The following is a 23,003-nucleotide window of genomic DNA, read 5'->3' as shown; positions in this document are numbered from 1 at the left end:
AATTCCTTCCGAAGCGACACGGATAATGACAGGCTAAAGCCCCAATGCAGTCGCAGCGCGCTCCACGGCCTCTCGATCAAGGCCCTTGAGCACCGACCGAGCAACCCGCGCCGCGGACCGCTTCCACATGCCGAGCGACCGTGCCATGAGCGCCAGGACAATAGCTGTCGCTTCGCGCCCGGGCCCGCTCAGCGCCAACACTTCAGGAACCTTTGCCGCCTCCCGCACGCGATCGGCAATGCCGGCCGGCAATCGGCTCAACTCGCCCCGGCGCAAGGTGTCAGGATCGAGAGCCCAATCGATTCGGGCCGCCATGGCAGCGGGGGACCTCGCCGCCGGAGCGACACGACGAAGCAAGGAGACGGATTCCGAGTCTGCCGGGCGATTGGACGCAAGCCTCGCGAATAGCGTCGGGTGCCGCATTTGAGCTTGGACAGGAGCCAAATGGCTGGGCGCTTCAAAGGCCAGATAGCTGGGCGCCTCGCGGAGTGCGTCTACGACCATCAGCGGGATCTTGCGCTGAGCGGGCAATCCCTCCTGAACCGCACCAGCTTCGTCGACCAGGACCAGGCTGGTCAGATGGCAGACAATGCCGTGACCGGTCGCGACCGTCGCCGCTTGCTCTTCAGAAAGTCTGGGCAATGCGATCGCTGCGGCCATGGCGCCGACGGCCTGATCGAATCCGGACGGTTCAACCGCAACCTTCTCGCCAGACCATTCAGCGCTTACCAGCGCGCCGCCAACAAAGGTTGAGACCGTCTCGAACGGCCAGGTGCCCGTTGCGAACGTCGTTGCCGGCCGCCTGACCGAGGCGATGGCCGCTTGCACCGCCGCAGCAGGATCGTTTGCTCCGGTCACGAGGAATATCTCCCCGCCAGTGAGCGCAGCGAGCCGCCCGACATTGGCCTCAAGCGCATCGTCACCGACCAGGACCACCGTGAACCGCCGTCCGCTGTTGGCGAGAGCCTGAACGTCGAGGGCATGGCTCAGCCCGTCGGTGACGAGAATGATTTCCCCGGCCTCGGAACCGCCGACAACACGGGCGAGCGCCCCGCCGATATCGGTTCCCCCCTGTGGTTCTCCGAGCTTCCCGACAGCCATGCCCAACGGAATGTCGGGCCCGGATACACGCTCACAGGCGTTGTCGAACTGCCAAAGCTCAACCTGATCGCGAGGCTTCAGCGCCTGCGCCGCGCCGGCGAGGCCAGCTTTGACCGCCTCATGTTTCGTCGCCGCGCCGCCTCGGCCTCGCAGGGAGGCACCGCTCGCCATCGAGCCGGATCGGTCGACCAGAACAGCGGCGGTGATTTCAACGGCATCGACGGCATGGGGCACCACTGACATCGCGACGGCTCGCCCATCAGCCGCGCGGCCATTGCTGAAGCCCCAGATGTCGCCGGAGAGATGGATATCGACCGGCGCGTCGAGCCGCAGCCTGGTCGTGCCTTTGGCCAAGCCTCGCACCTCTGCATGCGCGCCGCCAGCATCGACTTCGATCTCCGCTTCATGGACGACATGGGGCGACGTCACGAGGTCGTCAGCGTCGCTGAACGGCGAGCGGCCATAGACGTCGCCCAGAGTGACCGGGATACGCAGGAGCGCCTTGCCCGCTCCTTGCGACGCGAGGGGCAGAATCCAACTATGGCTGACCGTGATCTCTTCACCCGGAGGGATATGGGTGATCGATAGCATATGGACGCCTCGTACCAACTCCTCGTGCAGGATCGCGGCTTTCCCCTCATCGACCGCGTGCTCATAGGTCTCTCGCGCCTGCTGGCGCAGCTGGGCCTGGGCGATCAGCACGCGCTCGCCGACCTGAGCCGACAGCCGACAAAGCGTTGCATGGACCGGCACGGGGAAGGTGATGCTCGCCTCGATGGAGGTCTCCTCACCATTTTGGAAGCGCTGCTCGCGGGTGACAAGCGCCAGTCCGCCACGGATGAGAATCCGCATCCGCTCACCGACAAGAGGGATCCTGGAGCCTTCCGGAGCATCCCCCCCAAAATATCGCGTGGCAAGCTGGCCGGACTCGAGAGAGCTAGGCATCGGTGTCATCCTCCGGGGCGATCAGGTTAAGAGTTCGTTTGAGCGCTTCAGCGATCTGTTCCGGCTTCAGCGGCCGCTCGAGCTTCTTCGGGTCGAGGATCAGGGTGATCCCGGGCGCGATCAGCACGGGTATGCCGATATCGGCGGCGCCCGCGACAATCTCCTTCACCCTTGCGGCGGACAGGCCGAGACCACGCAACGACAGGTAACGTCGGATTCCGTTGAGGTGATCCGCGCCATAGTCAGCATTGGCGCGACCGCCGCGCGGCGGCGGGATGACACCCTCGGCAACAAGGAAACGGACGAAACGCGCGGTCACGCGCTCGTCGTCCGCCTCGGTCAGGAGTTCCGTCATGTTCACTGAAGGCGCCTTTTGACAGCCATGATGTCAAAAGCTAGGTGCGAGCTAGCGGCCCGTCGAGTCTTTTGACAAATTCTTCGTCAAAAGCCTTGCCCCCGCAGCCGACGCTGTTTCACGGAACAACACCTCGGTACGAACCTAAGTGGCGAGGTGTTTAATCCTGGCTTCTGGTGGATCGCGTCGCTTGGCGCGGATCAAGCCGTCCCTGGAAATGCGGTGCTTTCGGCAACCACGAGGATCGCTTCGGTTGATCCGACAATCTGACGCCAACACGCGGCGATCCACCGAGACCGACCGCGGAGAGAACCATGAACCCGGCGTGTGCGCAAAGCCCGATCAACCAGCTTGACCAATGCGATGAGAGAACTTTCAGGGGGCAGACCAAAAGCGACACCGATGCTCTCGTAAGTTGTTGTCGCCCTCCATCTCTCGCGGCTAGTCTCGCAAACGTGGTGAGGGCGGGTGGGAACAGCCTACGCAGATGTTTCCCTTAGGGATTTTGAGGCGTGCATGGATATTCGCAGCCAAGACTCCGATCTAAAGCAGCTAGCAGAGTTCGTTCACGACGAATGCCAGAAGCGCCTTAAGGCCTACGAGGCACAACCCCGGGACGCGGCCGAGCATTTCGAGACCGAGAACGAGGTCCTGTCGGGTGGATACGCCTATCGTCAGTTGTTCGAACTGGTGCAGAACGCTGCCGACGCGATCCTTGAGGCCGCGGAGCCCGAAGGCCGGATCCATGTCCGCCTTTCCCCCAATCGGTTGGAGGCAGCTAACACCGGCGCCGCCTTGGATGAACCGGGAATCGTAGCGCTCCTTAATGCGCGCAGCTCCCCCAAGCGCGGCAATCAAATTGGGCGATTTGGGATCGGGTTCAAGTCGCTGCTTAAACTGGGCGGTCGCGTTGACCTGACATCCAGATCAGTAGGACTGCGCTTCGACCCCGAAGCGTGCCGTGATCGCATTCGTGGACATCTTGGTCTTGCCAAGAACGCACCCGCCCCTGGCATGCGACTTGCTGAGGTACTGGACCCTGCTGCCGAAAGCAGTCCACTCTTCAGTACAAGCAGGTGGAGCTGGGCGACCACGGTCGTCTCGGCGGAGATATCGGATGACGCCGCATTCGATCGACTGAGCCAGGAAATTGCCGATTTTCCGGCAGAGTTCCTGTTGTTCTTGCCCTCGGCTATCTCCCTCGAGCTTGAAGTTGAAGGGGCTGCACCCCGTCTCTTGACCAAGCGGTTTGAAGACGGATTTGCCGTTGTGGGTGACGGAACCAACGAGGCCCGATGGAAGGTCTTCGAGGCTTCGGCAAAGGTCGAAAGCCAGGCCGCGCGCTCCGACGCAACTCACATCCAGGCGAGGGAGCAGGTGCCACTGTCTTGGGCCGTGCCGGTCGGTGGTCGTGAACAGGCTGGTCGCTTCTGGGCGTTCTTCCCGACCGAAACGCAGAGCCGCACTTCGGGCATTCTCAATGCTCCTTGGAAGCTCAACAGTGACAGGACCAACCTGATCAGGGGACCATGGAACGAAGCGATAATGCTGGCAGCGGCTGATCTGATTAGCGGCTCTCTCACTGCGCTGTCGACAGCCGAGGACTGCGGGGCCGCAGTAAGTGCGTTCCCGCGTCAACCGGAACGACAGGACGAAATCGCCGTACCCCTTGTTCGGTCTCTTTGGGACAAAATCGTTTCGTCTGAGGTGTTGCCTGACGTGAACGGTATCCCGCGCAAACCAAGCAAGCTTGTTCGGCATTTTGTTGAGAACACGGAAATCTGCAGATCGTGGGCCGACCTAGCAGGCGCGGATGCGAGAGAACGCTATCTGCATCCGGACTGCTACTCCTCCGAGGCAAGGGGCTCGCGTTTGAAGGCGCTCATCGAGGAAGCGCGGCGCCGGGACATGCAGGTCCTCGCGAAGCCGCCCGCCGATGAATGGCTAAACTGCATCGCGAATACCGATCTCGCTCTGGCGAGAAATGCCTTGGCGTTCGTTGGTCGCCTCCTGCAGGAAAACTACAAACACGGGTTGTTCAGCGTTCCTGAGGCACGCCTGATCCCAACTGCGGACGGGCACTTGGCCACCCCTTCCGAGGCAGTGATCGTATCCGGGTCGGCTCCGCCCGCAGGCTTCCTAGCAGTCGCTGAAGAAATTGCTTCGGACAAGCAGAGCCGAGACATCCTGATAAATCAGTTGCACGTCACCGAACTGGCGGCAGCGGCGTGGTCCGACATCCTGGAAACATCCCTAACGACAGCGGAGGAATCCGATCGGGCGGAAGACTGGGAGAACTTCTGGCACAACATCGCCTCTGCACAGCAGGAGGCGAGGCAAGACTACATCGATGACCTTGATGTGGAGCGGCTCAAATTTCGCGCGGTTTCGGGAAAGTGGACAAGCAGGAACCTACTGGTTGTATGGGTGAACCCCGCGGGTTTTCCCGATGACCATGTCATGGATCCGCAGTTCCGGCAGGAGATCGAAGCCTCGGCTCCAAATGAATGGCTGACGGAATTCCCTAGTGCCGAGGAGTCCGTGGATCGAGGCGATCCGAATCTCACGGACTACTTCCGGTTGTTGAGCCCTGCCTTCGACGAAGTCTGCAGGAAGCACTCTGGCAGCACGCCGCGATACTTGCCCAAGACTTCCAGCTATTCGATCCGAATGCCACCCGGCTGGCGGCTTCTCCCCGTGCTGCCTTCGGCAAGTTCTGCACATTTGAGCCAGATGCTCTTGAGTGCAATCCCGCAAGCTGCCGAAGGTGCGTTCAAGGTAACAATCGTCCACCCGACACGTCCGGACTCATACCCAAAGGTGACAGCACCGCATCCGGCTTATTTCTGGCTGACGGAGCATGGACGGATACGTGTCGGCAACCTCGTAGTGCCGTTGAAGTGCATCCCCCCCGAACTTGCTGAAATCTTGGATGGAGTTGAAGCCCCCGGTTTCAAAGCTGTAGACGGTTTTCTCCGAGCGAGAGACGCTGAGACGGACTTAGGATCACGCTTTGCGTGGAGCAGGGCCAAACTCACGCGAGAAGCCGCCGCGCGTTTCTGGGAAGAGGTATTCAAATCACTCGCGGAGCGAAAAAGCGGCTTCAAGGCACTTCGGCCAGTTTGGGAGATGGCGCATGCTGAAGGAGCCATTCCCGCAAACTTGCCCAGCGCCGACGGCGCGCTCCCATTGTCGGACATCTATGTGACGTCCGATCCGAGCGTAGGGCACGATCTCGATGATGGCAGGATTGTTTTGTTGTCCGAGGATGTTGCTTCGGCGTGGGTAGCAGCCGGCGCAATCGAGCTTGGCACTGGGCCCTCGATGTCATTCGCGAAGCGTCTGTCAGCGCCGTCCTACCTTCTCGACCTTTTCCCGGAGTTGGCGGCAGTACCGGAAGGCGCTGATGTCCTCAGAACAGTACTGGCCGTCTGGGTCAGCGGCCTTGAAGAAAGCGTCGGACCCTTCAGTCGAGCAGTGACGGTCGGGATGGACGCAGACGGCGCATTTCTCATTGATAGTGAGCAGTTCGGCATTCGTGGCCGAAAGGAGAGCATCGAACTGCTACTTCGTTGTCTTGCGCGCCACGGGATCATTCAGGACGGGGCAGATCTGGAAGAAATCCTTTCCCGGATCATGGATCGGCGGTCAGACGAGGCACGCAAGGCAGTTCGAGAAGAGAAATCGCTTGAGCTCAGGTTGCTGAAGGCGATCGGTGGTGATCTCGAGAACCTCCTCGGGACCCTCACTCCTGCTACCCGTCAAGCAGTTGGGAACGATGTCGATCCGGAGAGCCTTGCCAGACTGGCACTGGCGGTTCACGGACCGACGCTCCTCAGCAGGCTCAGGAACGCACTCGAGCTTCAAGGACTTGCGCCTCCCAATCGATGGGGTGGAGAGCAATCGCGCCTGTTTGTGCAACAGCTTGGCTTCCCGATCGAGTTTGCTTCTTCGGTCGGCGGCCGCAGAGATGCAGAAATCTCTGTAAGCGGGCCGATCCACCTGCCACCGCTTCACGATTACCAGGAAGATATCCTGACGAGCATAGGCTCGCTTCTCGACACAGGCACTGGCCGCCGCCGGGCTGTGGTCAGCCTGCCTACAGGCGGCGGCAAAACGCGTGTCGCTGCTGAGGCTGTCGTGCGGCTCGTCTTGAAGGGAGATGGACGCCGTACCGCACTCTGGATAGCCCAGACCGATGAACTGTGCGAGCAGGCGGTCCAGTGCTTTCGCCAGCTCTGGGTCAATGTGGGAGAGCCCGGCGAAGATCTTCGTATCGTGCGGCTGTGGGGGGGGCAGCGAAACCCGTCACCGCCGGAGGGTGACGAGCCAACCGTAGTGATCGCAAGCATCCAAACCTTGAGCAGCAGAAGCGGTCGTCCGGAACTCGCGTGGGTCGCTCAAACGGGGATCATCGTCATCGATGAGTGCCATCACGCGATAACCTCGAGCTACACCGACCTGTTGCGATGGCTCGATGTTCAGGTCGGCAGCGAGCGTGCGCGGGAGCGTGAAGCGCCCGTTCTCGGCCTCAGCGCAACGCCATGGCGCGGGTACAATGAGGACGAGTCCGAGCGGCTTGCGGCGCGCTTTGACCGTCGCTGGTTCCCCGCCGACCAAGCCGGCCTTCACGACAAGCTCTCCGAGATGGGCGTGCTCGCGGACCGAAGCTATCGCCCCCTTCGCTACGACAGGCCGATCACCCTGACAGAACGCGAACAACAGCACGTCGACACGTTTGGGGAGCTGCCTGACAGCGTCGTGGATCGAATGGGCGAAGACACCGACCGGAACGATCTGATCATTGGAGCCATCGCAAACAGCAGGGCAGAGTCCATCCTCCTCTTCGCCAACTCCGTCGCCCACGCGCAGTACCTTGCAGCGAGGCTGCATCTTGCGGGTTGTCCTGCCGCCGCGGTCAGCGGACAGACGGACCGACTTGCGAGGCAGCATTTCACAAGACGGTTCCGTGCCGGCGATCTACGGGTAATCTGCAATCACAGTGTGCTGACGACTGGCTTTGATGCTCCCAAGGCCGACATGGTCCTAATCTCAAGACCTGTCTTCAGCCCCGTACTCTACATGCAGATGGTTGGCCGGGGCCTCAGAGGACCGACGAACGGCGGCACCGCTCACTGTGAGATCATGACCGTTGAAGACAACATTATAAACTTTAAAGATCGTCTCGCCTATTACTTCTGCAGGCGGTTTTTTGATACTTGAGGCAGCGCGCGACTGCCCTGCAGGAAGGAATGCCAATGTTCGCCGGAGCAAGACGCTTGCCCACCATGCACGTTTCTGTCCGTGTTCCATGGCACGACAGTCGTTGGGCAGGGAAACCTTGCGCCAATCCGCGGGGGAACACGTTCTGCCTGATCCTGCCGAGAGTGGCGGAAAGCAAGGACGGCGAGCCGCCGTTTCCAGCATCCGGCGTTGGACGTCATTGGCATTGCCCGTGATTTCAAGGCGTTCGGAGAGGCGTCCTGCTCGCTCCCCGGAGCGCCGAAGCAAAAGCAGGAACACAGCCAGAGCGACGGCTCCGTAGCGCAGCGCCGCTCGAATCCATGGGCTGGTGGCGATCCCGGTGAACAGCCCGCCGATCATCGCCGCCCTCGCCGCAAGTCGTCGAGCGGAGCGTAGATCGTCCGCGATCCCTCCGAGAGCAACGACGATGAACTCCCAGCGCAGGGTATCGAGGTACGGGACCAATGGCAGGACCGCGCCTTGCGTCGCCGCCAGCACGTACTGGGCCACCTCCACCGCGGCCGCGCCGAAACTCGGCATCGGCGTCAGCACGGTCGCCCGAATCGTCAGGGAAGCCCCTTGGCATGAGGAGGCGTAGCTCGCTCTTCGTTGCCCCCGAACTGCGGGTGTGTCGAGCCACAGTTACGCGCCACCTCGGAGCAGCCCGCTCATGACAGGAGAACGCGGCCATCATCCTAGATGAGCTACAGAGGCCCTGATTGGGTCGCCGGCAGGCGAGGTAATTTGGTCCCCGCCATGGCATGCAAGTTCCACGGACCCGGTGCCTCAAAGCAACCACCAGCGCCTGCGAGTGCGGGCGCTGGTGGTTAGTCGTCTTCTTGGGCCCGAAGCCTATAGAAGAATTCGCGACGAGGCCGCTTAGGAAGCAGTACCGAGGAACGGCATCTGCGTGCGCAGGATGACATCGATCGCGTCTTTCACGGCGTCGGAAGCGGCCAGAATGGCCTCCACCAGCGCCTCGTCCTTCTGACGCTTGCCACTCCGCGAGCGCAGTGCCACCAGCAATTCATGCTGGCGATCGGTGTCGACGTGGCCATAGCTTTCGTCGGTCGTCCGCATGTGCTTGTGGCCGAGGTTCTGGCTCCAGGCCTTCTTCTCCTCATCCGTCCGACACACGGTGCGCGCCATGCGGGTCAGTGTGTTCCGGATGGAGTGCGGATTGAAGTAGGGAAGCCCGGCTTCGCGACAGGCCTTCTTGAAGATCTCGTTGATCGGCCGTGACGAGACCCAGGGCAGCTCCGTATCCTGTTCCTCGGAATGGCTCCCGAACGCCGAGTGCTTCCTAGGAAAGAGCGGATCCTCGTCCGTCGCGCCGGCCGCTTTGCGAACCTCCAGCCACTCGAGAAGGATGGTCTCGTACGGCTCGCCGACCGAGAACCACGTCGTCACCTGGTTCTTGCCGAACTTGGTCTGGACCTCGTCGGAATCCTGATCGATCTGGCGTGCGTCGGGACGAACATGCTTGATCTTGAGAGAGATGAGCGCACCAACCCGAATCCCGGTCAGGAAGACAATCGAGATCACGGCGGCATCGCGGAGTCCTTCCAGAGTGTCGCGCGGCGTTGCCTCAATCATCCTGGCGACATCCTGAGGGGTGGCGATAGGACGGCGCGGCCGAGTGCGAGCGTTAAGCTCGGTGCGCTTCGGTGGCGTGAAGTAGTCGATCGCGCTCCGGTCAAACTTCGGGAACCCCGTTTCGGCCAACCAGTGAAAGAAGTCCTTCAGCGCACCCAGGGTGTGGACGATGGTGGACGCGGAAAGCACCCTTCCCGTCACCTCGGACGACTTTTCAAGAAGGTGTTTCCGAAAGGAGATGATCTGATCCGTGGTGATCGTTCCGAAGTCGCGACCACGCTGGAACTGATCGAAACTGACGATGGCCCGCAGATGGCTGTCGATCGTTTTCGGGGAATAGCCTTTGGCGTGCTCCATGTAGCGACGGTAGTGAAAGCGCAGGATGTCGTTTTCAACAGTCATGCCAGTGAACCAATTTAGGGGTTGTTCATCACAAGTTGAGCAGGGACGAGAGATGAGCCCTAATCGTCGATGTCGCTGCTGAGATTGACGCCCGCCTTGGTCAGGCGGTCATAGCCGGCGTGCGTCATGTGGGTCACATTGCGCCTACGACAGTCAGGGCATTCCCAATCGAGAAGACCAGCGACCGGGCTCGTCCAGTGAAACGAAACGCGACGCCCTACGAGCGAATGACGCTGTTTGCAGCGGACGCAGAAGAGCTCGCCCGGCCGGCAGGAGAACTTCCGGCGCTCGCGTCCCCTGCTGTGGAACGTATTGAGGTCCTCGCCACGAAACAGACGCTTCTTGCCGTTTCGGATATGAGGCAGCCCCTGCTTGATCCAGTTGCGGACCGTATTCGGGTGGACCTGATAGAGATCAACGACCTCGGCGAACTCGTACACCCAATTCTGCCGGGCCTTCTTGGGCGAGTGATTGATACGCGAAGGCTTGCGTTCCGGTCGGCTCAGCATCGCGAAGACTCGCGACGGGCGGCCTCGAAGGCGAGGATCTCATGCAGATCCCAACGTGTCGTCCCGGGCGATAGGCTAATCGGCTTTGGAAAATCGGGCATAGTGGCCGCCCAGCGCCAAATCGTCGGCACGCTCACGGAAAGCCGCGATGCGAGTTGCCGAACGGAGACGTAAGTCACAGCCTTTGGATGGGGTTGCGTTGCGGCCGACGCCGAAACAGCTAGTACATCCTGAGAGGCTGATGGCTTTGATTTCGGACTAATTGCTTTCGGTGTGGGCGGACCAACAGACGTTGGCGAGCGCCCTCTCACAGAAACGGGATTAATCGTCGTTTCCGGGGAATGATCTTGGCCATCCCCAAAGGGGAGACTAAATTGTGGTGACGTGGACATACGCAGGGATCCATCCAACCAATGGTGGGAAGAAATCACCCGCCGCACGTCCTGCGCAGCTAAGATGCACTCTGATCAAGCAAGATCAGGCAAACCCTATGTGCCTCACGCAATTACATTTGGCAATAGGGCACACGATCAACGATCCACGCCGGCTGACTGATGGGCTTGATGATGGGCCGGTACGCCAGTTGATGCGAAAAGATTAAATAAATCAGATAGATGAAAGAGTTAAATGGCGGAGAGGGGGAGATTCGAACTCCCGATACCCTTGCGAGTATGCCGCATTTCGAGTGCGGTGCAATCGACCACTCTGCCACCTCTCCGCGGTGGCGCTGTCAGCGCGATTGGCCTGATACATGGGTCGGCAGGCGATGACAAGTCCCTTCGCTGCCTTTCCCACGGCTTGTGGACATCCAGCCGTGCAAGGCGGGCATCCGCCCACGCGCACAGCCCGTCATGACGCAGCAATGCCGAACCGGCCGGCCGACGGCCGACATCGGAGGTTCCCGAAGAAGCGGCCCGCAGAAGAAAGTGCTCAGCTCGCCCGCTCGCCGGGCGACAGAATCCATGGCCGACGACCTCGCCTCACGCCCGCGCTGCGCTTGATTTTCGGCGTTTCGGACGCCCTGTTTCGCTTGACAGGTGGGGCTCCATCCCTATAAGTGCGCCCGGAATGGCGGCGTGGCTTCTGGCTGCGCCATTTCCATTTCATGAACCCTGACTGAAGAAGCGGGCCCTTCGAGGTCACGCTGAACAACTGGATAGAACAATGTTCGCAGTCATCAAGACGGGTGGCAAGCAGTACTCGGTTGCCGCCAATGACGAACTGGAAGTCGAGCTGCTCGAAGGAGCGCCCGGCGATATGGTTACCTTCGGCGAGATCCTCCTCGTCGGCGGCGAAGCCGGCGTCACCATCGGTGCCCCCTTCGTCGAAGGCGCTTCGGTTTCGGCCGAGATCATCGATCAGATGCGCACGCGCAAGATCCTGGTCTTCAAGAAGCGTCGCCGTCAGAATTCCAAGCGCAGCCGCGGCCATCGCCAGCACCTGACCATCGTCCGGATCACCGAGATCCTGACCAATGGCGCCAAGGCATCCGGCAAGAAGCCGGCCAAGGCCAAGGCCAAGGTTGCGGCACCCGCGACCGACGCAGCACCGGCTGCCCTCGTCAGCGGCGGGCTCGACAGCTCCAACCTCTCGCTGATCTCGGGCATCGGCCCGACCATCGAGAAGAAGCTGCGCGCCGCCGGCATCACCTCCTGGGAGCAGATTGCCGCCTGGACCGATGCCGACATCGCCAAGTATGATGAAGAACTCGCCCTGCGTGGCCGGGTTGTTCGTGAAGAGTGGGTCCAGCAGGCCTCCGAGCTTCTCGCCGGCAAGCCGCCGCGCGCCAAGGTCGACCAGGCAGAGCTGAAGTCCGGCGAAGATCGCTGAGCCGCGCTTCCTAGCGCGCCCCTAACAACGGATCGGGAGTTCGATCATGGCACACAAAAAGGCAGGCGGTTCTTCGCGCAACGGTCGCGATTCCGCGGGTCGCCGTCTCGGCGTCAAGAAGTTCGGCGGCGAAGCCGTCATTTCCGGCAACATCATCCTGCGCCAGCGCGGGACGCAGTGGCATCCGGGCACCGGCGTTGGCCTCGGCAAGGATCACACGATCTTCGCCACCACGGACGGACACGTATCCTTCCGTAAGAAAGCCAATGGCCGTACCTACGTCTCCGTCGCCCCGGCGGCGCTGGAGGCTGCAGAATAACCGGCTTTTCCAAGGAACGCCGGTGTCGCATCAGACCCGGCCGACCGAACGGCAAAGTGATCCGCAAGTGATCAGGGGGAGATGGGACACCATCTCCCCCTTTTCTTTGGCCCGATGGGAGGCACCAATGCGGGACCACGATGCGGACGAGGCAAGCGAAGACGAAGAACGGAGCGTCCTGACGGCGCGGCTGATCCTCAGGCGGCCCAGGACGGAGGACGCGGCAATCCTCGCCGCCACGATCGACAATCCGCGCGTCGCGAGCCATCTCGTGACCGTGCCCCATCCCTATCGGCGCGCCGACGCCGAGGCCTGGATCGCCGAGGATCGTGCCGGCGACGGCATGGCCGCGCATGTCGCCGTTCTGGCGCGATCCGGCGGCGTCGTCGGCGCCGGCCTGCATCGGCCGAGCGCCACCCGGCCCGGCGGCCACGCGCTCTCCTTCTTCGTGGCGGAACGGTTCTGGGGCGAAGGCTTCGGCACCGAGATCGCCCATGCGACGATCGACCATGCCTTCGACGCCGGCCGGGTCGAGCGGCTCTGGTGCTCGGTTCGCGTCACCAACACGGCGGCGCGCCGGGTGGTCGCCAAATGCGGCTTCCAGTTCCGCGATACCGGCATGGTGCGATCGCTGGCGGCGCGCGGCGCGGTGCCGGTCGAGCATTTCGTGCTCGAGCGACGGGTCTGGCAGAGCCTGAAATCCTGGGGCGCCACGGCGGCGACGGATTTCAGCGCGACAAGGGGCGCGGATTCAGCGCCTGCCGCCTCGAAGACAAGGACGAGCGACGATGACGATACGAGCCATGCTGCCTGAGAAGACGATCCCCACGGCGAGCGTGCTGCTGCGCCCGCTCCGGCCCGACGACGGCCCCGCCATCGCCGCGAGCCTCGGCGATTACGAGGTCACGCGCTGGCTGGCGCGCGTTCCCTACCCCTACAGCCTCGACGAGGCCGAGCGCTTCCTCGCCTGGGAACGGGCCCAGCGTCCGGTCAGCGCCGAGCAGGTCTACGCCATCGATCGCGACGGCATGATCGGGCTGATTTCGCTGCGCGCCGCCGGCACGCGGCCGATCCTCGGCTACTGGCTGGCGCAGGCCCATTGGGGCAAGCGCTACATGAGCGAGGCGGTGGCCGCCCTCGTCGACGACACCTTCGCCAATCCGGTCATCACCGAGATCCAGTCCGGCGTGTTCGAGGGCAACGAGCGTTCGCTCGCCATCCAGAAGCGGCTCGGATTCGAGATCATTGGCCGCTCGATCCAGCATAACCTTGCGCTTGGCCGCGATCTTGCGCATATCGACACAGCCCTGACGCGCGCGCGTCACTACGAGTTTAAAAAATGAAATTTCTCGACGAAGCCAAGGTCTATATCCGCTCCGGCGACGGCGGCGCCGGCTGCGTCTCGTTCCGTCGGGAAAAATTCATCGAGTTCGGCGGGCCGGACGGCGGCGATGGCGGCCGGGGCGGCGACGTCTGGGCCGAATGCGTCGACGGGTTGAACACGCTGATCGACTATCGCTACCAGCAGCATTTCAAGGCCAAGGTCGGCGTGCACGGCATGGGCCGCAACCTCGCCGGCGGCAAGGGCGACGACGTCACCCTGAAGCTGCCGGTCGGCACCCAGATCTATGACGAGGACGGCGAGACGCTGATCGCCGACATGACGCATGTCGGCCAGCGCGTCCAGCTGGCCCGCGGCGGCAATGGCGGCTTCGGCAACGCGCATTTCAAGACCTCGACCAACCAGGCGCCGCGCCGGGCCAATCCCGGCCTCGAGGGCCTGGAGCGCTGGATCTGGCTCCGCCTGAAGCTGATCGCCGATGCCGGCCTCGTCGGCCTGCCCAATGCCGGCAAGTCGACCTTCCTCGCCGCCGTCACCGCCGCCAAGCCGAAGATCGCCGACTATCCCTTCACCACGCTGCATCCGAACCTCGGCGTCGTGCGCAGCGACGGCCGCGAATTCGTGCTGGCCGACATTCCCGGCCTGATCGAGGGCGCGCATGAGGGCGTCGGCCTCGGCGTCCGCTTCCTCGGCCATGTCGAGCGCTGCCGGGTGCTGCTGCACTTGGTCGACGGCACCCAGGAAGATCCGGTCGAGGCGTACCGCGTCGTGCGCGGCGAGCTCGAGGCCTATGGCGACGTGCTGGCCGAGAAGCGCGAAGTGGTGGCGCTGTCCAAGGCGGACGCCATCCCCGAGGACGAGCTCGAGCGGATCAAGCGCGAACTGGCGAAGGCCTCCGGGCAGACGCCTCTCGTGCTTTCGGCCGCGACCCGGATCGGCATGGAAGGCGCGCTCCGCACGATCGGGCGCATCATCGACGAGGGCAAGCTGGAAGACCCGAACCTGCATCCGAGCGCCAAGGACGAGCCCTGGCGACCGTGACGCTCAATCGCCTTACCGCATTGAGCCTTGCAACGGGGGACCGCCCCCATCGGATCGAAGAGCACAGACAAAATGAGCATGATCGCGGAACAGACCGCCGACATCGCGGCTAAGCTCAAGCCGGAGAATTTCCGCCGTATCGTCGTCAAGGTCGGCTCGGCCCTCTTGGTCGACCGCGCGACGGGCCGGCTGCGCGAGGACTGGCTCGCCGCCTTCGTCGACGACGTCGCGGCGCTGGCCTCCGGTGGGCGCGAGGTGCTGCTCGTCTCGTCCGGCGCCATCGCGCTCGGGCGCGGCGTGCTCGGTCTGCCCAAGGGCGCGCTGAAGCTGGAGGAGAGCCAGGCGGCGGCCGCCGTCGGCCAGATCGCGCTCGCCCGCGCCTATTCCGAGATGCTCGGCCGGCACGATCTGAAGGCGGGACAGATCCTGCTGACGCTGGGCGACACCGAGGAGCGGCGGCGCTACCTGAACGCCCGCTCGACCATCGGCACGCTGCTGAAACTCGGCGCTATCCCCGTCATCAACGAGAACGACACGGTCGCCACCAGCGAGATCCGCTATGGCGACAATGATCGCCTCGCCGCCCGCGTCGCCTCGATGATGGGCGCCGACCTCCTGGTGCTGCTCTCCGACATCGACGGGCTCTACACCGCGCCGCCGCATGCCGATCCCAACGCCACCTTCATCCCCATCGTCGAGCGCATTACCGCCGAGATCGAGGCGATGGCCGGCGGCGCCGGCTCGGAGTTTTCGCGCGGTGGCATGAAGACGAAGGTCGAGGCGGCGAAGATCGCGACGGTGGCCGGCGCCGCCATGCTGATCGCACTCGGCAAGCCGCAGAACCCGCTGAAGCGGATCGCCGAGGGCGCCAAGGCGACCTGGTTCCTGCCCGAGGTAAACCCCGTCACCGCGCGCAAGAAATGGATCTCCGGCCATCTGGAGACGCGCGGCGTGCTGGTCATCGACGAGGGCGCGGTCAAGGCGCTCCGGACCGGCAAGAGCCTGCTGCCGGCTGGCGTGCGCCGGGTCGAAGGCCGGTTCCAGCGCGGCGACGCGATCATCGTGCAGGGGCCGAACGGCGAGGAGATCGCGCGCGGTCTCGTCGCCTATGACGCCGCCGATGCCGAGCGGATCGCCGGCCGCAACACCAAGGAAATCGAAACCATTCTCGGCTTTGCCGGCCGGGCGGCCATGGTCCATCGCGACGACATGGCGCTGCGTGGCGAATAGGAACCCATCATGACGACGTCCCTCCTCAGCGAGAACACCGAGACGGTCGAGACCGTGATGCTGGAAATCGGCCGCCGCGCCCGTGCCGCGGCCCGACGCCTGGCGCTGGCTCCGGCCGAAACCAAGAACGCGGCGCTGGCCGCGATGGCCGCCGCCATCCGCGCCCGCACCGACGCCATCCTCGCGGCCAACGCCAAGGATGTCGCGGCGATGCAGCAGGAAGGCGCGCTCGCCTCCTTCCTCGACCGCCTGACGCTGACGCCGGCCCGCATCGAGGGCATCGCCACCGCGATCGAGGAGATCGCCGCCCTGCCCGATCCCGTCGGCACCGTGATCGCCGCCTGGGATCGCCCGAACGGCCTGCATCTCGAGCGTGTGCGCACGCCGCTCGGCGTCATCGGCGTCATCTATGAGAGCCGTCCCAACGTGACGGCGGATGCCGGCGCGCTCTGCCTCAAGGCTGGCAATGTCGTGATCCTGCGCGGCGGCTCGGACTCGTTCCATTCGTCCTCCGCCATCCATGCGGCGCTTGCCGAGGGGCTGGTCGCCGCCGGCCTGCCTGCCGACGCCATCCAGATGGTGCCGACCCGCGATCGCGCCGCCGTCGGCTTCATGCTGTCCGGCCTCGACGGCGCCATCGACGTGATTGTGCCGCGCGGCGGCAAGAGCCTGGTCGCCCGCGTCCAGGAAGAAGCGCGCGTGCCGGTCTTCGCCCATCTCGAGGCGATCGTGCATCTCTATGTCCACGCCGGAGCCGACCTCGCCATGGCGAAGACGTTGCTGGTCAACGGCAAGATGCGCCGGACCGGCGTCTGTGGCGCCACCGAGACGATGCTGATCGACCGTGCGATTCTCGACACCCATCTGGTGCCGGTCCTGGACGCGCTCGTCTCGGCGGGCTGCGCCATCCGCGGCGACCGCGAGGTCTGCGAGCGCTTCCCGGCCGCCACGCTTGCGACCGAGCAGGACTGGTCGACCGAATATCTCGACGCGATCCTCTCGGTGAAGGTCGTCGCCGGCCTCGATGAGGCGATCGACCATATCGAGACCTACAGCTCGCACCATACCGACGGCATCATCACCGATGACGCAGCCGCCGCAGCGCGCTTCCTGGCCGAAGTCGATTCCGCCATCGTCGTCCACAACGCTTCCACGCAATTCGCCGATGGCGGCGAGTTCGGCTTCGGCGGCGAGATCGGCATCGCCACCGGCCGCATGCATGCGCGCGGCCCGGTCGGTGTCGAGCAGCTGACCTCGTTCAAGTACCGCGTCAACGGCGCCGGGCAGACGCGGCCGTGAACTTGCCGGGGGCCGACCAGAACGAGGTGGTGGTCGATCCGGCGCTCCGTTCGGCCCTGAAGCTTCCTTTCGCGGCCCCTGGCCAGCGCATCGGCCTGTTCGGCGGATCCTTCGATCCGCCGCACCGGGGTCACCTGACCGTCAGCCTGATGGCGCTGCACCGGCTGAAGCTCGACGCCATCTGGTGGCTGGTGACACCGGGCAATCCGCTCAAGCGCCACGCGCCCGACGACCTCGGTCGCCGGGTCGCCGCCGCGCGCGCCATGGCCCGCCATCCGCGGATCCACGTCACGGCGATCGAGGCGACGCTCAATACGCGTTTCACCGCGGATACGCTGGCGATCCTCTCCGAACGCCTGCCGAATGTCGATCTGGTCTGGATCATGGGTGCCGACAATTTGCGCCAGTTCCACCGCTGGCGGCATTGGCGCCAGATCGCGGCCTTGATGCCGATCGCCGTCTATGACCGGCCGGGCAGCACCTTTACCGGCCCGGCCTCGCCGGCGGCGGTCGCTCTCCGTCGCGACCGGCTGCGGGAACGCGACGCGGCTCAGCTTCCGACAGCGCCGACACCAGCCTGGACCTTCCTGCATGGGCCCCGGATCGCGCTTTCTTCGACGGAACTGCGCGCCAAGCGCACGAAGAGCGCCGTAGCGTCTTGAAAGCGCCACAGGGTCGTGCCTATGTACTTTTTTGCGACGATTTGCGTCGCGCGGAGCGCTGATGCTCCTGGCCAACCAAAAGGCCAAGCACGCCCCATGGCGAAAGGACTGACCACTGACGACGGCAATGCAGCCTGAGGGCGCCATTCAACGCGCGCCTCACCGAGTGGCCGTGCGCCGGCAGATTGCGGCGGACGAAGCTCTCAAAGCGATCCTCACCACCCTCGAAGATTCGAAGGCTGAGGATATTGTCTCCATCGATATCGCCGGCAAATCCGCCTTGGCCGACTATATGGTCGTCGCCACGGGCCGGTCGCAGCGACATGTCAGCTCGATTGCTGAACATATCAGCCGCGACCTCACCGAAGCCGGCGGACGCGTCGCGCGCGTCGAAGGCGTGCCCCATTGCGATTGGGTGCTGCTGGATGCGGGCGACGTGATCGTGCACATCTTCCGTCCCGAGGTTCGTTCCTTCTATAACCTCGAGAAGATGTGGTCGGCAGAAGAGCCGCAATCGGCGGCATCTCCGACCTCGGCTCCGGCACGCGAATAGTCCGGATCCGGCAGGTCGCAGGATGCGCATCATGATCGCCGCCGTGGGTCGGCTCAAAGCCGGCCCCGATCGCGCGCTCGTCGATCGCTATGTCGACAGGGCCTCGCAGGCCGGGCGTAGTCTCGGCCTGACACTCTCCGTCCGCGAATTCGTGGAAAGCCGCGCCGCGCGCGCCGACGAACGGATGGCGCAGGAAGCCACGACCCTGCTCGCCGCCCTGCCCGATGGCGCCATTCTGGTCGCCCTCGACGAACGCGGCGAGACGCCCGGCAGCACCGCTTTCGCGCGCCGCCTCGGGGACTGGCGCGATCAGGGCGCCCGCGACCTGGTCTTCGCCATCGGCGGTCCGGACGGCCATGGCGACGCGATCCGAAAGCGCGCCGATCTGAAGCTCGCTTTCGGCGCCATGACCTGGCCGCACCAGATCGTGCGGATGCTGCTGGCGGAGCAGGTCTATCGGGCCATGACGATTCTCTCCGGCCACCCCTATCATCGCGAATGAGCTGTCGCGCTTCGGCCGCAATCCGAGGCTACGATGGGTCAATCACGGTTGACGGTCCGTTAGGATTTCGCAGCCATAGCTCTCCGCTGTTCAGTCAGCCATAGCCGTCGAGCGCCTGCTCTTGCTTCGAAACTGGGTCCCTGCGTTGCCTCGACAGGTGGTTCCCGCGATGGCGCGAGCCGCCGTCGTGACGGTCATCGCGGCATCGGCGGGCTTCCCCGTCTGGGCGCAGGAAGCGCCCGCGCCGCAGGCCGCGGCCGGTGCGGACCTCAGCGAGACCGAACAGCAGCGTGCGGCCCGTCGCGCTGAACTCGATGCCATTACCCGCGATATCGCGGTGACGTCGGAGCGCCAGGCGGCGCTGCGGGCCGAACTGGACCGGCTCGACCAGGATCGCACCGCGCTCAACAAGTCGCTGATCGAAACCGGCGAACGGGCACGCGGCCTCGAGCGCCAGATCGATCAGGCCGAGCAGCGGATGGGCGGTCTGCTCGACGAGGAGAAGACCGTTCACGCCTCTTTGATCGCGCGGCGGGGGGTGCTGGCCAATGTGCTCGGCGCCCTGCAGCGCATGGGCCGCAAGCCGCCGCCGGCCATCGTCGTCCGGCCGGAAGACGCGCTCGCCTCGGTGCGCAGCGCCATGCTGCTCGGCTCGGTTGTTCCGGAGCTGCGCGAGGAGGCGGAGGCGCTGGCGGCCGACCTGCAGCACTTGGTCGCCCTGAAGACCGAACAGGCGCGCGAGCGCGACCGCATGCGGGCCGATGCCAGCGCGCTCGCCGAGGAGCGGACCCGGATCGAATTCCTGGTCGACGACAAGCGCAAGGCCCGCGCCCGCTCCGAGCAGCAACTGGCGGAAGAGCAGGCGAAATCGGAAGAACTGGCCAAGCACGCGACCAGCCTGCAGGGCCTGATCGCCGACCTCGAAGGCCAGCTGACCGCGGCGGCGGAGGCGGCCGAGGCCGCCCGGAAAGCCGAAGCGGCCAACCAGGCGGCGATCGCGGATGGCAGCGCCTCCCGCCAGGCCGAAAGCCTCGGCGAGGCCGATCGCATTGCACCGGCCGTGGCCTTCGCCTCGACCAAGGGATTGCTGCCCCGACCGGCCAACGGCGCGCAGCTGAAGGCCTTCGGGGACCCCGACGGGCTCGGCGGCACGACGCAGGGCCTGTCGATCGCGACCCGGGCCACGGCCCGGGTTTCCTCGCCGTCGGACGGCTGGGTGGTCTATGCCGGACCGTTCAGATCCTACGGACAACTCTTGATCATCAATGCCGGCGGCGGGTATCATATCCTGCTGGCAGGAATGGAACGGATCGACGTCGAACTGGGCCAATTCGTCCTCGCAGGGGAACCTGTGGCGCAGATGGGGTCGCGGCTTCTGGCAAGCAGCAGCACCGTCAGCGTTGGTGCGACACAGCCCGTGCTCTACGTCGAATTTCGCAAAGACGGTAACTCGATCGACCCGGCCCCATGGTGGGCCCGATCCAACGACGAAAAGGTTGGCGGATGATACGCAACGCTTCGCTGCTCCTGGCCGGCACCATCATCGGCGCGACGGCAGCCGTGACGTTTACCCAGGTACCGAGCCTCATTCCGGGCGTCGCGCATGCCGCGGTCTCGGATACCTATCGGCAGCTCAATCTGTTCGGCGACGTGTTCGAACGGATCCGGTCCGACTATGTCGAGAAGCCGGATGACAGCGCCCTCATCGAGGCCGCGGTCAATGGCATGCTGACCTCGCTCGATCCCCATTCGAGCTACATGAACCCCAAAGACTTCAAGGACATGCAGGTCCAGACCCGCGGCGAGTTCGGCGGGCTCGGCATCGAAGTGACCATGGAGGACGGGCTCGTCAAGGTCGTGTCGCCGATCGACGACACCCCGGCGGCCAAGGCTGGCATTCTGGCGGGCGACCTGATCGTCGCGCTCGACGGCGAGCAGATCCAGAACATGAATCTGAACCAGGCCGTCGACAAGATGCGCGGCGCCGTCAACACGCCGATCACGGTGACGATCCAGCGCAAGGGCACCGAGAAGCCCTTTGACGTGAAGATCGTCCGCGACGTCATCCGCGTGCAGTCGGTCCGTTCGCGCGCCGAGGGCGATATCGGCTACCTGCGCATCTCCAGCTTCAACGAGCAGACCTATGACGGGCTGAAGTCGGCGATCGACAAGCTGAAGCAGGATATCGGCAAGGACAAGATCAAGGGCTACATCCTCGATCTGCGCAACAATCCGGGCGGCCTGCTCGACCAGGCGGAGCTCGTCGGCGACGCCTTCCTCGACAAGGGCGAGGTCGTCTCGACGCGCGGCCGCCATGCCGACCAGAACATGCGCTACGACGCCCGCCCGGGCGACCTGACCGACGGCAAGCCGGTCATCGTGCTGATCAATGGCGGCTCGGCCTCGGCTTCTGAGATCGTCGCCGGCGCGCTGCAGGATCACAAGCGCGCCACCATCCTCGGCACGCGGTCGTTCGGCAAGGGCTCGGTGCAGACGATCGTGCCGCTCGGCTCGAACGGCGCCATCCGACTGACGACGGCGCGCTACTACACACCGTCCGGCAAGTCGATCCAGGCCAAGGGCATCGATCCCGATATCCAGGTCGTGCAGGATCTGCCGCCGGAACTGAAGGACAAGATCACCGACACCAAGGGCGAGGCCTCGCTCAAGGGCCACCTCACCAATGAGGGTGGCGGTGACGAGGGCACCGGCTCGCAGGCCTATGTGCCGCCGGAGGCGAAGGACGACAAGCAGCTGCAGGAGGCGATCGGCCTTCTCGACGGCCGCCAGGCCAACAGCGCCTTCCCGCCGAACCCGCAGGCGGCGGTCCCCAACTGAAGCCAGAAACGGCGCCCCTCGGGGCGCCGTTTTTCGTTCCGCCCGCGCGGGTCCGCGCAGTCGACCCGGCACGGCTTCCTGACGGCTCCGGCCGGCCCTGAGGCGGCCGCTGGCGGCTCTGCTGTTCCCGGGCGGCGATTGTCCCCCCGCTGCGGAGCGGATGCCGGTCGTGCTATCGTCGCGCCCGATCCACACCGCCCTCCGGCGTCGCCCCCGGCGCCCGGCTTTCCAAAATTCCCAGGTGCCTGAGACCATGACTGCCAAGAAGCCCGTCGACCCAACCCTGCTCCCCTACCGGCCCTGCGTCGGCACGGTCGTTTTCAACCGGGACGGCCTCGTCTTCGTCGGCGAGCGCTCGCCCAACGCCGAACTGACGCCGGGCGATCCCGTCTGGCAATTGCCGCAGGGCGGCATCGACAAGGGCGAGGAGCCGCTGCCCGCGGCGCGGCGCGAGCTCTACGAGGAGACCAACATCCGGTCCGCCTCGCTGCTGCACGAGGCCGAGGGCTGGTTCGACTATGATCTGCCGCCGGAGCTGGTCGGTATCGCCCTCAAAGGCAAATATCGCGGCCAGCGGCAGAAGTGGTTCGCCTTCCGCTTCGACGGCGACGAGAGCGAGATCGATGTGCTGCAGCCCGGTGGCGGCCAGTTCGAGGCGGAGTTCATTTCCTGGCGCTGGGAGCGGCTGGCGACGCTGCCGTCGCTGATCGTGCCGTTCAAACGAAAGGTCTACGAGCAGGTCGTCGACGCCTTCCGCCATCTCGCGGCGCCCTGAGGTCGCGCCCGAGTCTGAATGATAAGTAAGGCTTGCATTCAGTTTCGGTTCAGAGGCGGCGCGCTAGAACGGGGTCACCAACCAGAGAGGTCCCCCATGAAGCGCATCCTCCTCGCAACGGTCGCCCTGTCGATGCTGGCGACGCCGGCCGCCTACGCCCAGTCCTATCGCGATCGCGACCCAGGCCGCGATCATCGTGGCCATGGCTACGAGCAGTCGCATCGCAAGGATCATCGTGACTACCGCGCGAAGCAGAAGAAGCGTCATCACTGGTCGAAGGGCCAGCGGGTGCCGAAGGAATATCGCCGCAACGTGGACTATCACCGTCACAACCTGAAGGCGCCGCCGCGTGGCTACCAGTGGGTCGAGAATGACGGACAGTATCTGATGATCGGCATCGCCACCGGCCTGATCGCCGCGATCGCCACTGCGGGCCGCTGAGCCCCGGTGGCGGGGTAAC

General features: G+C 64.4%; 19 protein-coding genes and 1 tRNA gene. 15 read left to right on the top strand and 5 right to left on the bottom strand.

What is annotated here, in order from left to right:
* Window positions 1-33 precede the first annotated feature (33 nt).
* Window positions 34-1,953 (bottom strand): VIT domain-containing protein, encoded by a 1,920-nt coding sequence (locus G342_RS0110515; RefSeq protein ID WP_198010775.1) that lies wholly within the window; start codon window positions 1,951-1,953, stop codon window positions 34-36.
* A gap of 85 nt (window positions 1,954-2,038) precedes the next feature.
* A complete protein-coding gene (locus G342_RS0110510; RefSeq protein ID WP_018183098.1) occupies window positions 2,039-2,401 on the bottom strand; it encodes a MerR family transcriptional regulator in 363 nt (120 codons plus the stop codon).
* Between the two features lie 516 nt (window positions 2,402-2,917).
* Here G342_RS0110510 and G342_RS0110505 point away from each other — a divergent pair.
* Window positions 2,918-7,624: a DEAD/DEAH box helicase gene (locus G342_RS0110505; RefSeq protein ID WP_018183097.1), complete on the top strand. Its 4,707-nt coding sequence runs from the start codon at window positions 2,918-2,920 to the stop codon at window positions 7,622-7,624.
* A 900-nt stretch (window positions 7,625-8,524) separates the two neighbouring features.
* On the opposite strand, the gene G342_RS23830 is transcribed toward G342_RS0110505, so the two are convergent.
* The 3 genes from G342_RS23830 to G342_RS0110485 all read right to left on the bottom strand — a co-directional run bounded on the left by G342_RS23830 (window position 8,525) and on the right by G342_RS0110485 (window position 10,870).
* Window positions 8,525-9,643: a tyrosine-type recombinase/integrase gene (locus G342_RS23830; protein ID WP_018183095.1), complete on the bottom strand. Its 1,119-nt coding sequence runs from the start codon at window positions 9,641-9,643 to the stop codon at window positions 8,525-8,527.
* Between the two features lie 59 nt (window positions 9,644-9,702).
* On the bottom strand, window positions 9,703-10,152 hold the full coding sequence (locus tag G342_RS25245; RefSeq protein WP_018183094.1) for a helix-turn-helix domain-containing protein: 450 nt from the start codon (window positions 10,150-10,152) through the stop codon (window positions 9,703-9,705).
* A 628-nt stretch (window positions 10,153-10,780) separates the two neighbouring features.
* Window positions 10,781-10,870 (bottom strand) — tRNA-Ser (locus G342_RS0110485).
* Window positions 10,871-11,316: 446 nt separating this feature from the next.
* Between G342_RS0110485 and G342_RS0110480 the strand changes: the two genes are divergently transcribed.
* From G342_RS0110480 to G342_RS0110415, 14 genes are all read left to right on the top strand, one after another.
* Window positions 11,317-11,982: a 50S ribosomal protein L21 gene (locus G342_RS0110480; protein WP_018183093.1), complete on the top strand. Its 666-nt coding sequence runs from the start codon at window positions 11,317-11,319 to the stop codon at window positions 11,980-11,982.
* 46 nt (window positions 11,983-12,028) lie between these two features.
* Window positions 12,029-12,301, top strand: coding sequence for a 50S ribosomal protein L27 (gene rpmA, locus G342_RS0110475; RefSeq protein WP_018183092.1), 273 nt, complete (start codon window positions 12,029-12,031; stop codon window positions 12,299-12,301).
* 127 nt (window positions 12,302-12,428) lie between these two features.
* The gene (locus tag G342_RS23820) at window positions 12,429-13,115 is read left to right on the top strand and encodes a GNAT family N-acetyltransferase (RefSeq protein WP_018183091.1); all 687 of its coding nucleotides are present in this window, start codon (window positions 12,429-12,431) and stop codon (window positions 13,113-13,115) included.
* Window positions 13,105-13,644, top strand: coding sequence for a GNAT family N-acetyltransferase (locus tag G342_RS23815; protein ID WP_018183090.1), 540 nt, complete (start codon window positions 13,105-13,107; stop codon window positions 13,642-13,644). The genes G342_RS23820 and G342_RS23815 overlap by 11 nt, the downstream gene beginning before the upstream one ends.
* Entirely contained in the window at window positions 13,641-14,684 is a 1,044-nt protein-coding gene (obgE, locus tag G342_RS0110460; protein WP_018183089.1) for a GTPase ObgE, read from the top strand. The genes G342_RS23815 and obgE overlap by 4 nt, the downstream gene beginning before the upstream one ends.
* Window positions 14,685-14,756: 72 nt before the next feature.
* The gene (proB, locus tag G342_RS0110455) at window positions 14,757-15,914 is read left to right on the top strand and encodes a glutamate 5-kinase (RefSeq protein ID WP_018183088.1); all 1,158 of its coding nucleotides are present in this window, start codon (window positions 14,757-14,759) and stop codon (window positions 15,912-15,914) included.
* Window positions 15,915-15,923: 9 nt separating this feature from the next.
* Window positions 15,924-17,213, top strand: a complete 1,290-nt coding sequence (locus tag G342_RS0110450) for a glutamate-5-semialdehyde dehydrogenase (protein WP_018183087.1) — start codon at window positions 15,924-15,926, stop codon at window positions 17,211-17,213.
* Window positions 17,210-17,875 (top strand): nicotinate-nucleotide adenylyltransferase, encoded by a 666-nt coding sequence (locus G342_RS0110445; protein ID WP_018183086.1) that lies wholly within the window; start codon window positions 17,210-17,212, stop codon window positions 17,873-17,875. The genes G342_RS0110450 and G342_RS0110445 overlap by 4 nt, the downstream gene beginning before the upstream one ends.
* Window positions 17,876-18,047: 172 nt before the next feature.
* Entirely contained in the window at window positions 18,048-18,428 is a 381-nt protein-coding gene (rsfS, locus tag G342_RS0110440; RefSeq protein WP_018183085.1) for a ribosome silencing factor, read from the top strand.
* 22 nt (window positions 18,429-18,450) lie between these two features.
* Window positions 18,451-18,930, top strand: coding sequence for a 23S rRNA (pseudouridine(1915)-N(3))-methyltransferase RlmH (rlmH, locus tag G342_RS0110435; protein WP_018183084.1), 480 nt, complete (start codon window positions 18,451-18,453; stop codon window positions 18,928-18,930).
* 187 nt (window positions 18,931-19,117) lie between these two features.
* A complete protein-coding gene (locus G342_RS0110430) occupies window positions 19,118-20,437 on the top strand; it encodes a murein hydrolase activator EnvC family protein (protein WP_245557255.1) in 1,320 nt (439 codons plus the stop codon).
* Window positions 20,434-21,768, top strand: a complete 1,335-nt coding sequence (locus G342_RS0110425) for a S41 family peptidase (protein ID WP_018183082.1) — start codon at window positions 20,434-20,436, stop codon at window positions 21,766-21,768. The genes G342_RS0110430 and G342_RS0110425 overlap by 4 nt, the downstream gene beginning before the upstream one ends.
* A 253-nt stretch (window positions 21,769-22,021) precedes the next feature.
* The gene (locus G342_RS0110420) at window positions 22,022-22,543 is read left to right on the top strand and encodes an RNA pyrophosphohydrolase (protein WP_018183081.1); all 522 of its coding nucleotides are present in this window, start codon (window positions 22,022-22,024) and stop codon (window positions 22,541-22,543) included.
* 96 nt (window positions 22,544-22,639) lie between these two features.
* Window positions 22,640-22,984: an RcnB family protein gene (locus tag G342_RS0110415; protein ID WP_018183080.1), complete on the top strand. Its 345-nt coding sequence runs from the start codon at window positions 22,640-22,642 to the stop codon at window positions 22,982-22,984.
* Window positions 22,985-23,003 lie beyond the last annotated feature (19 nt).

The sequence above is a fragment of the Kaistia granuli DSM 23481 genome (assembly GCF_000380505.1).
In the GTDB taxonomy this organism is placed as follows: Bacteria; Pseudomonadota; Alphaproteobacteria; order Rhizobiales; family Kaistiaceae; genus Kaistia; species Kaistia granuli.
Note: the sequence above shows the minus strand (reverse complement) of the source record. Positions and strands in the feature narration are given on the sequence as shown.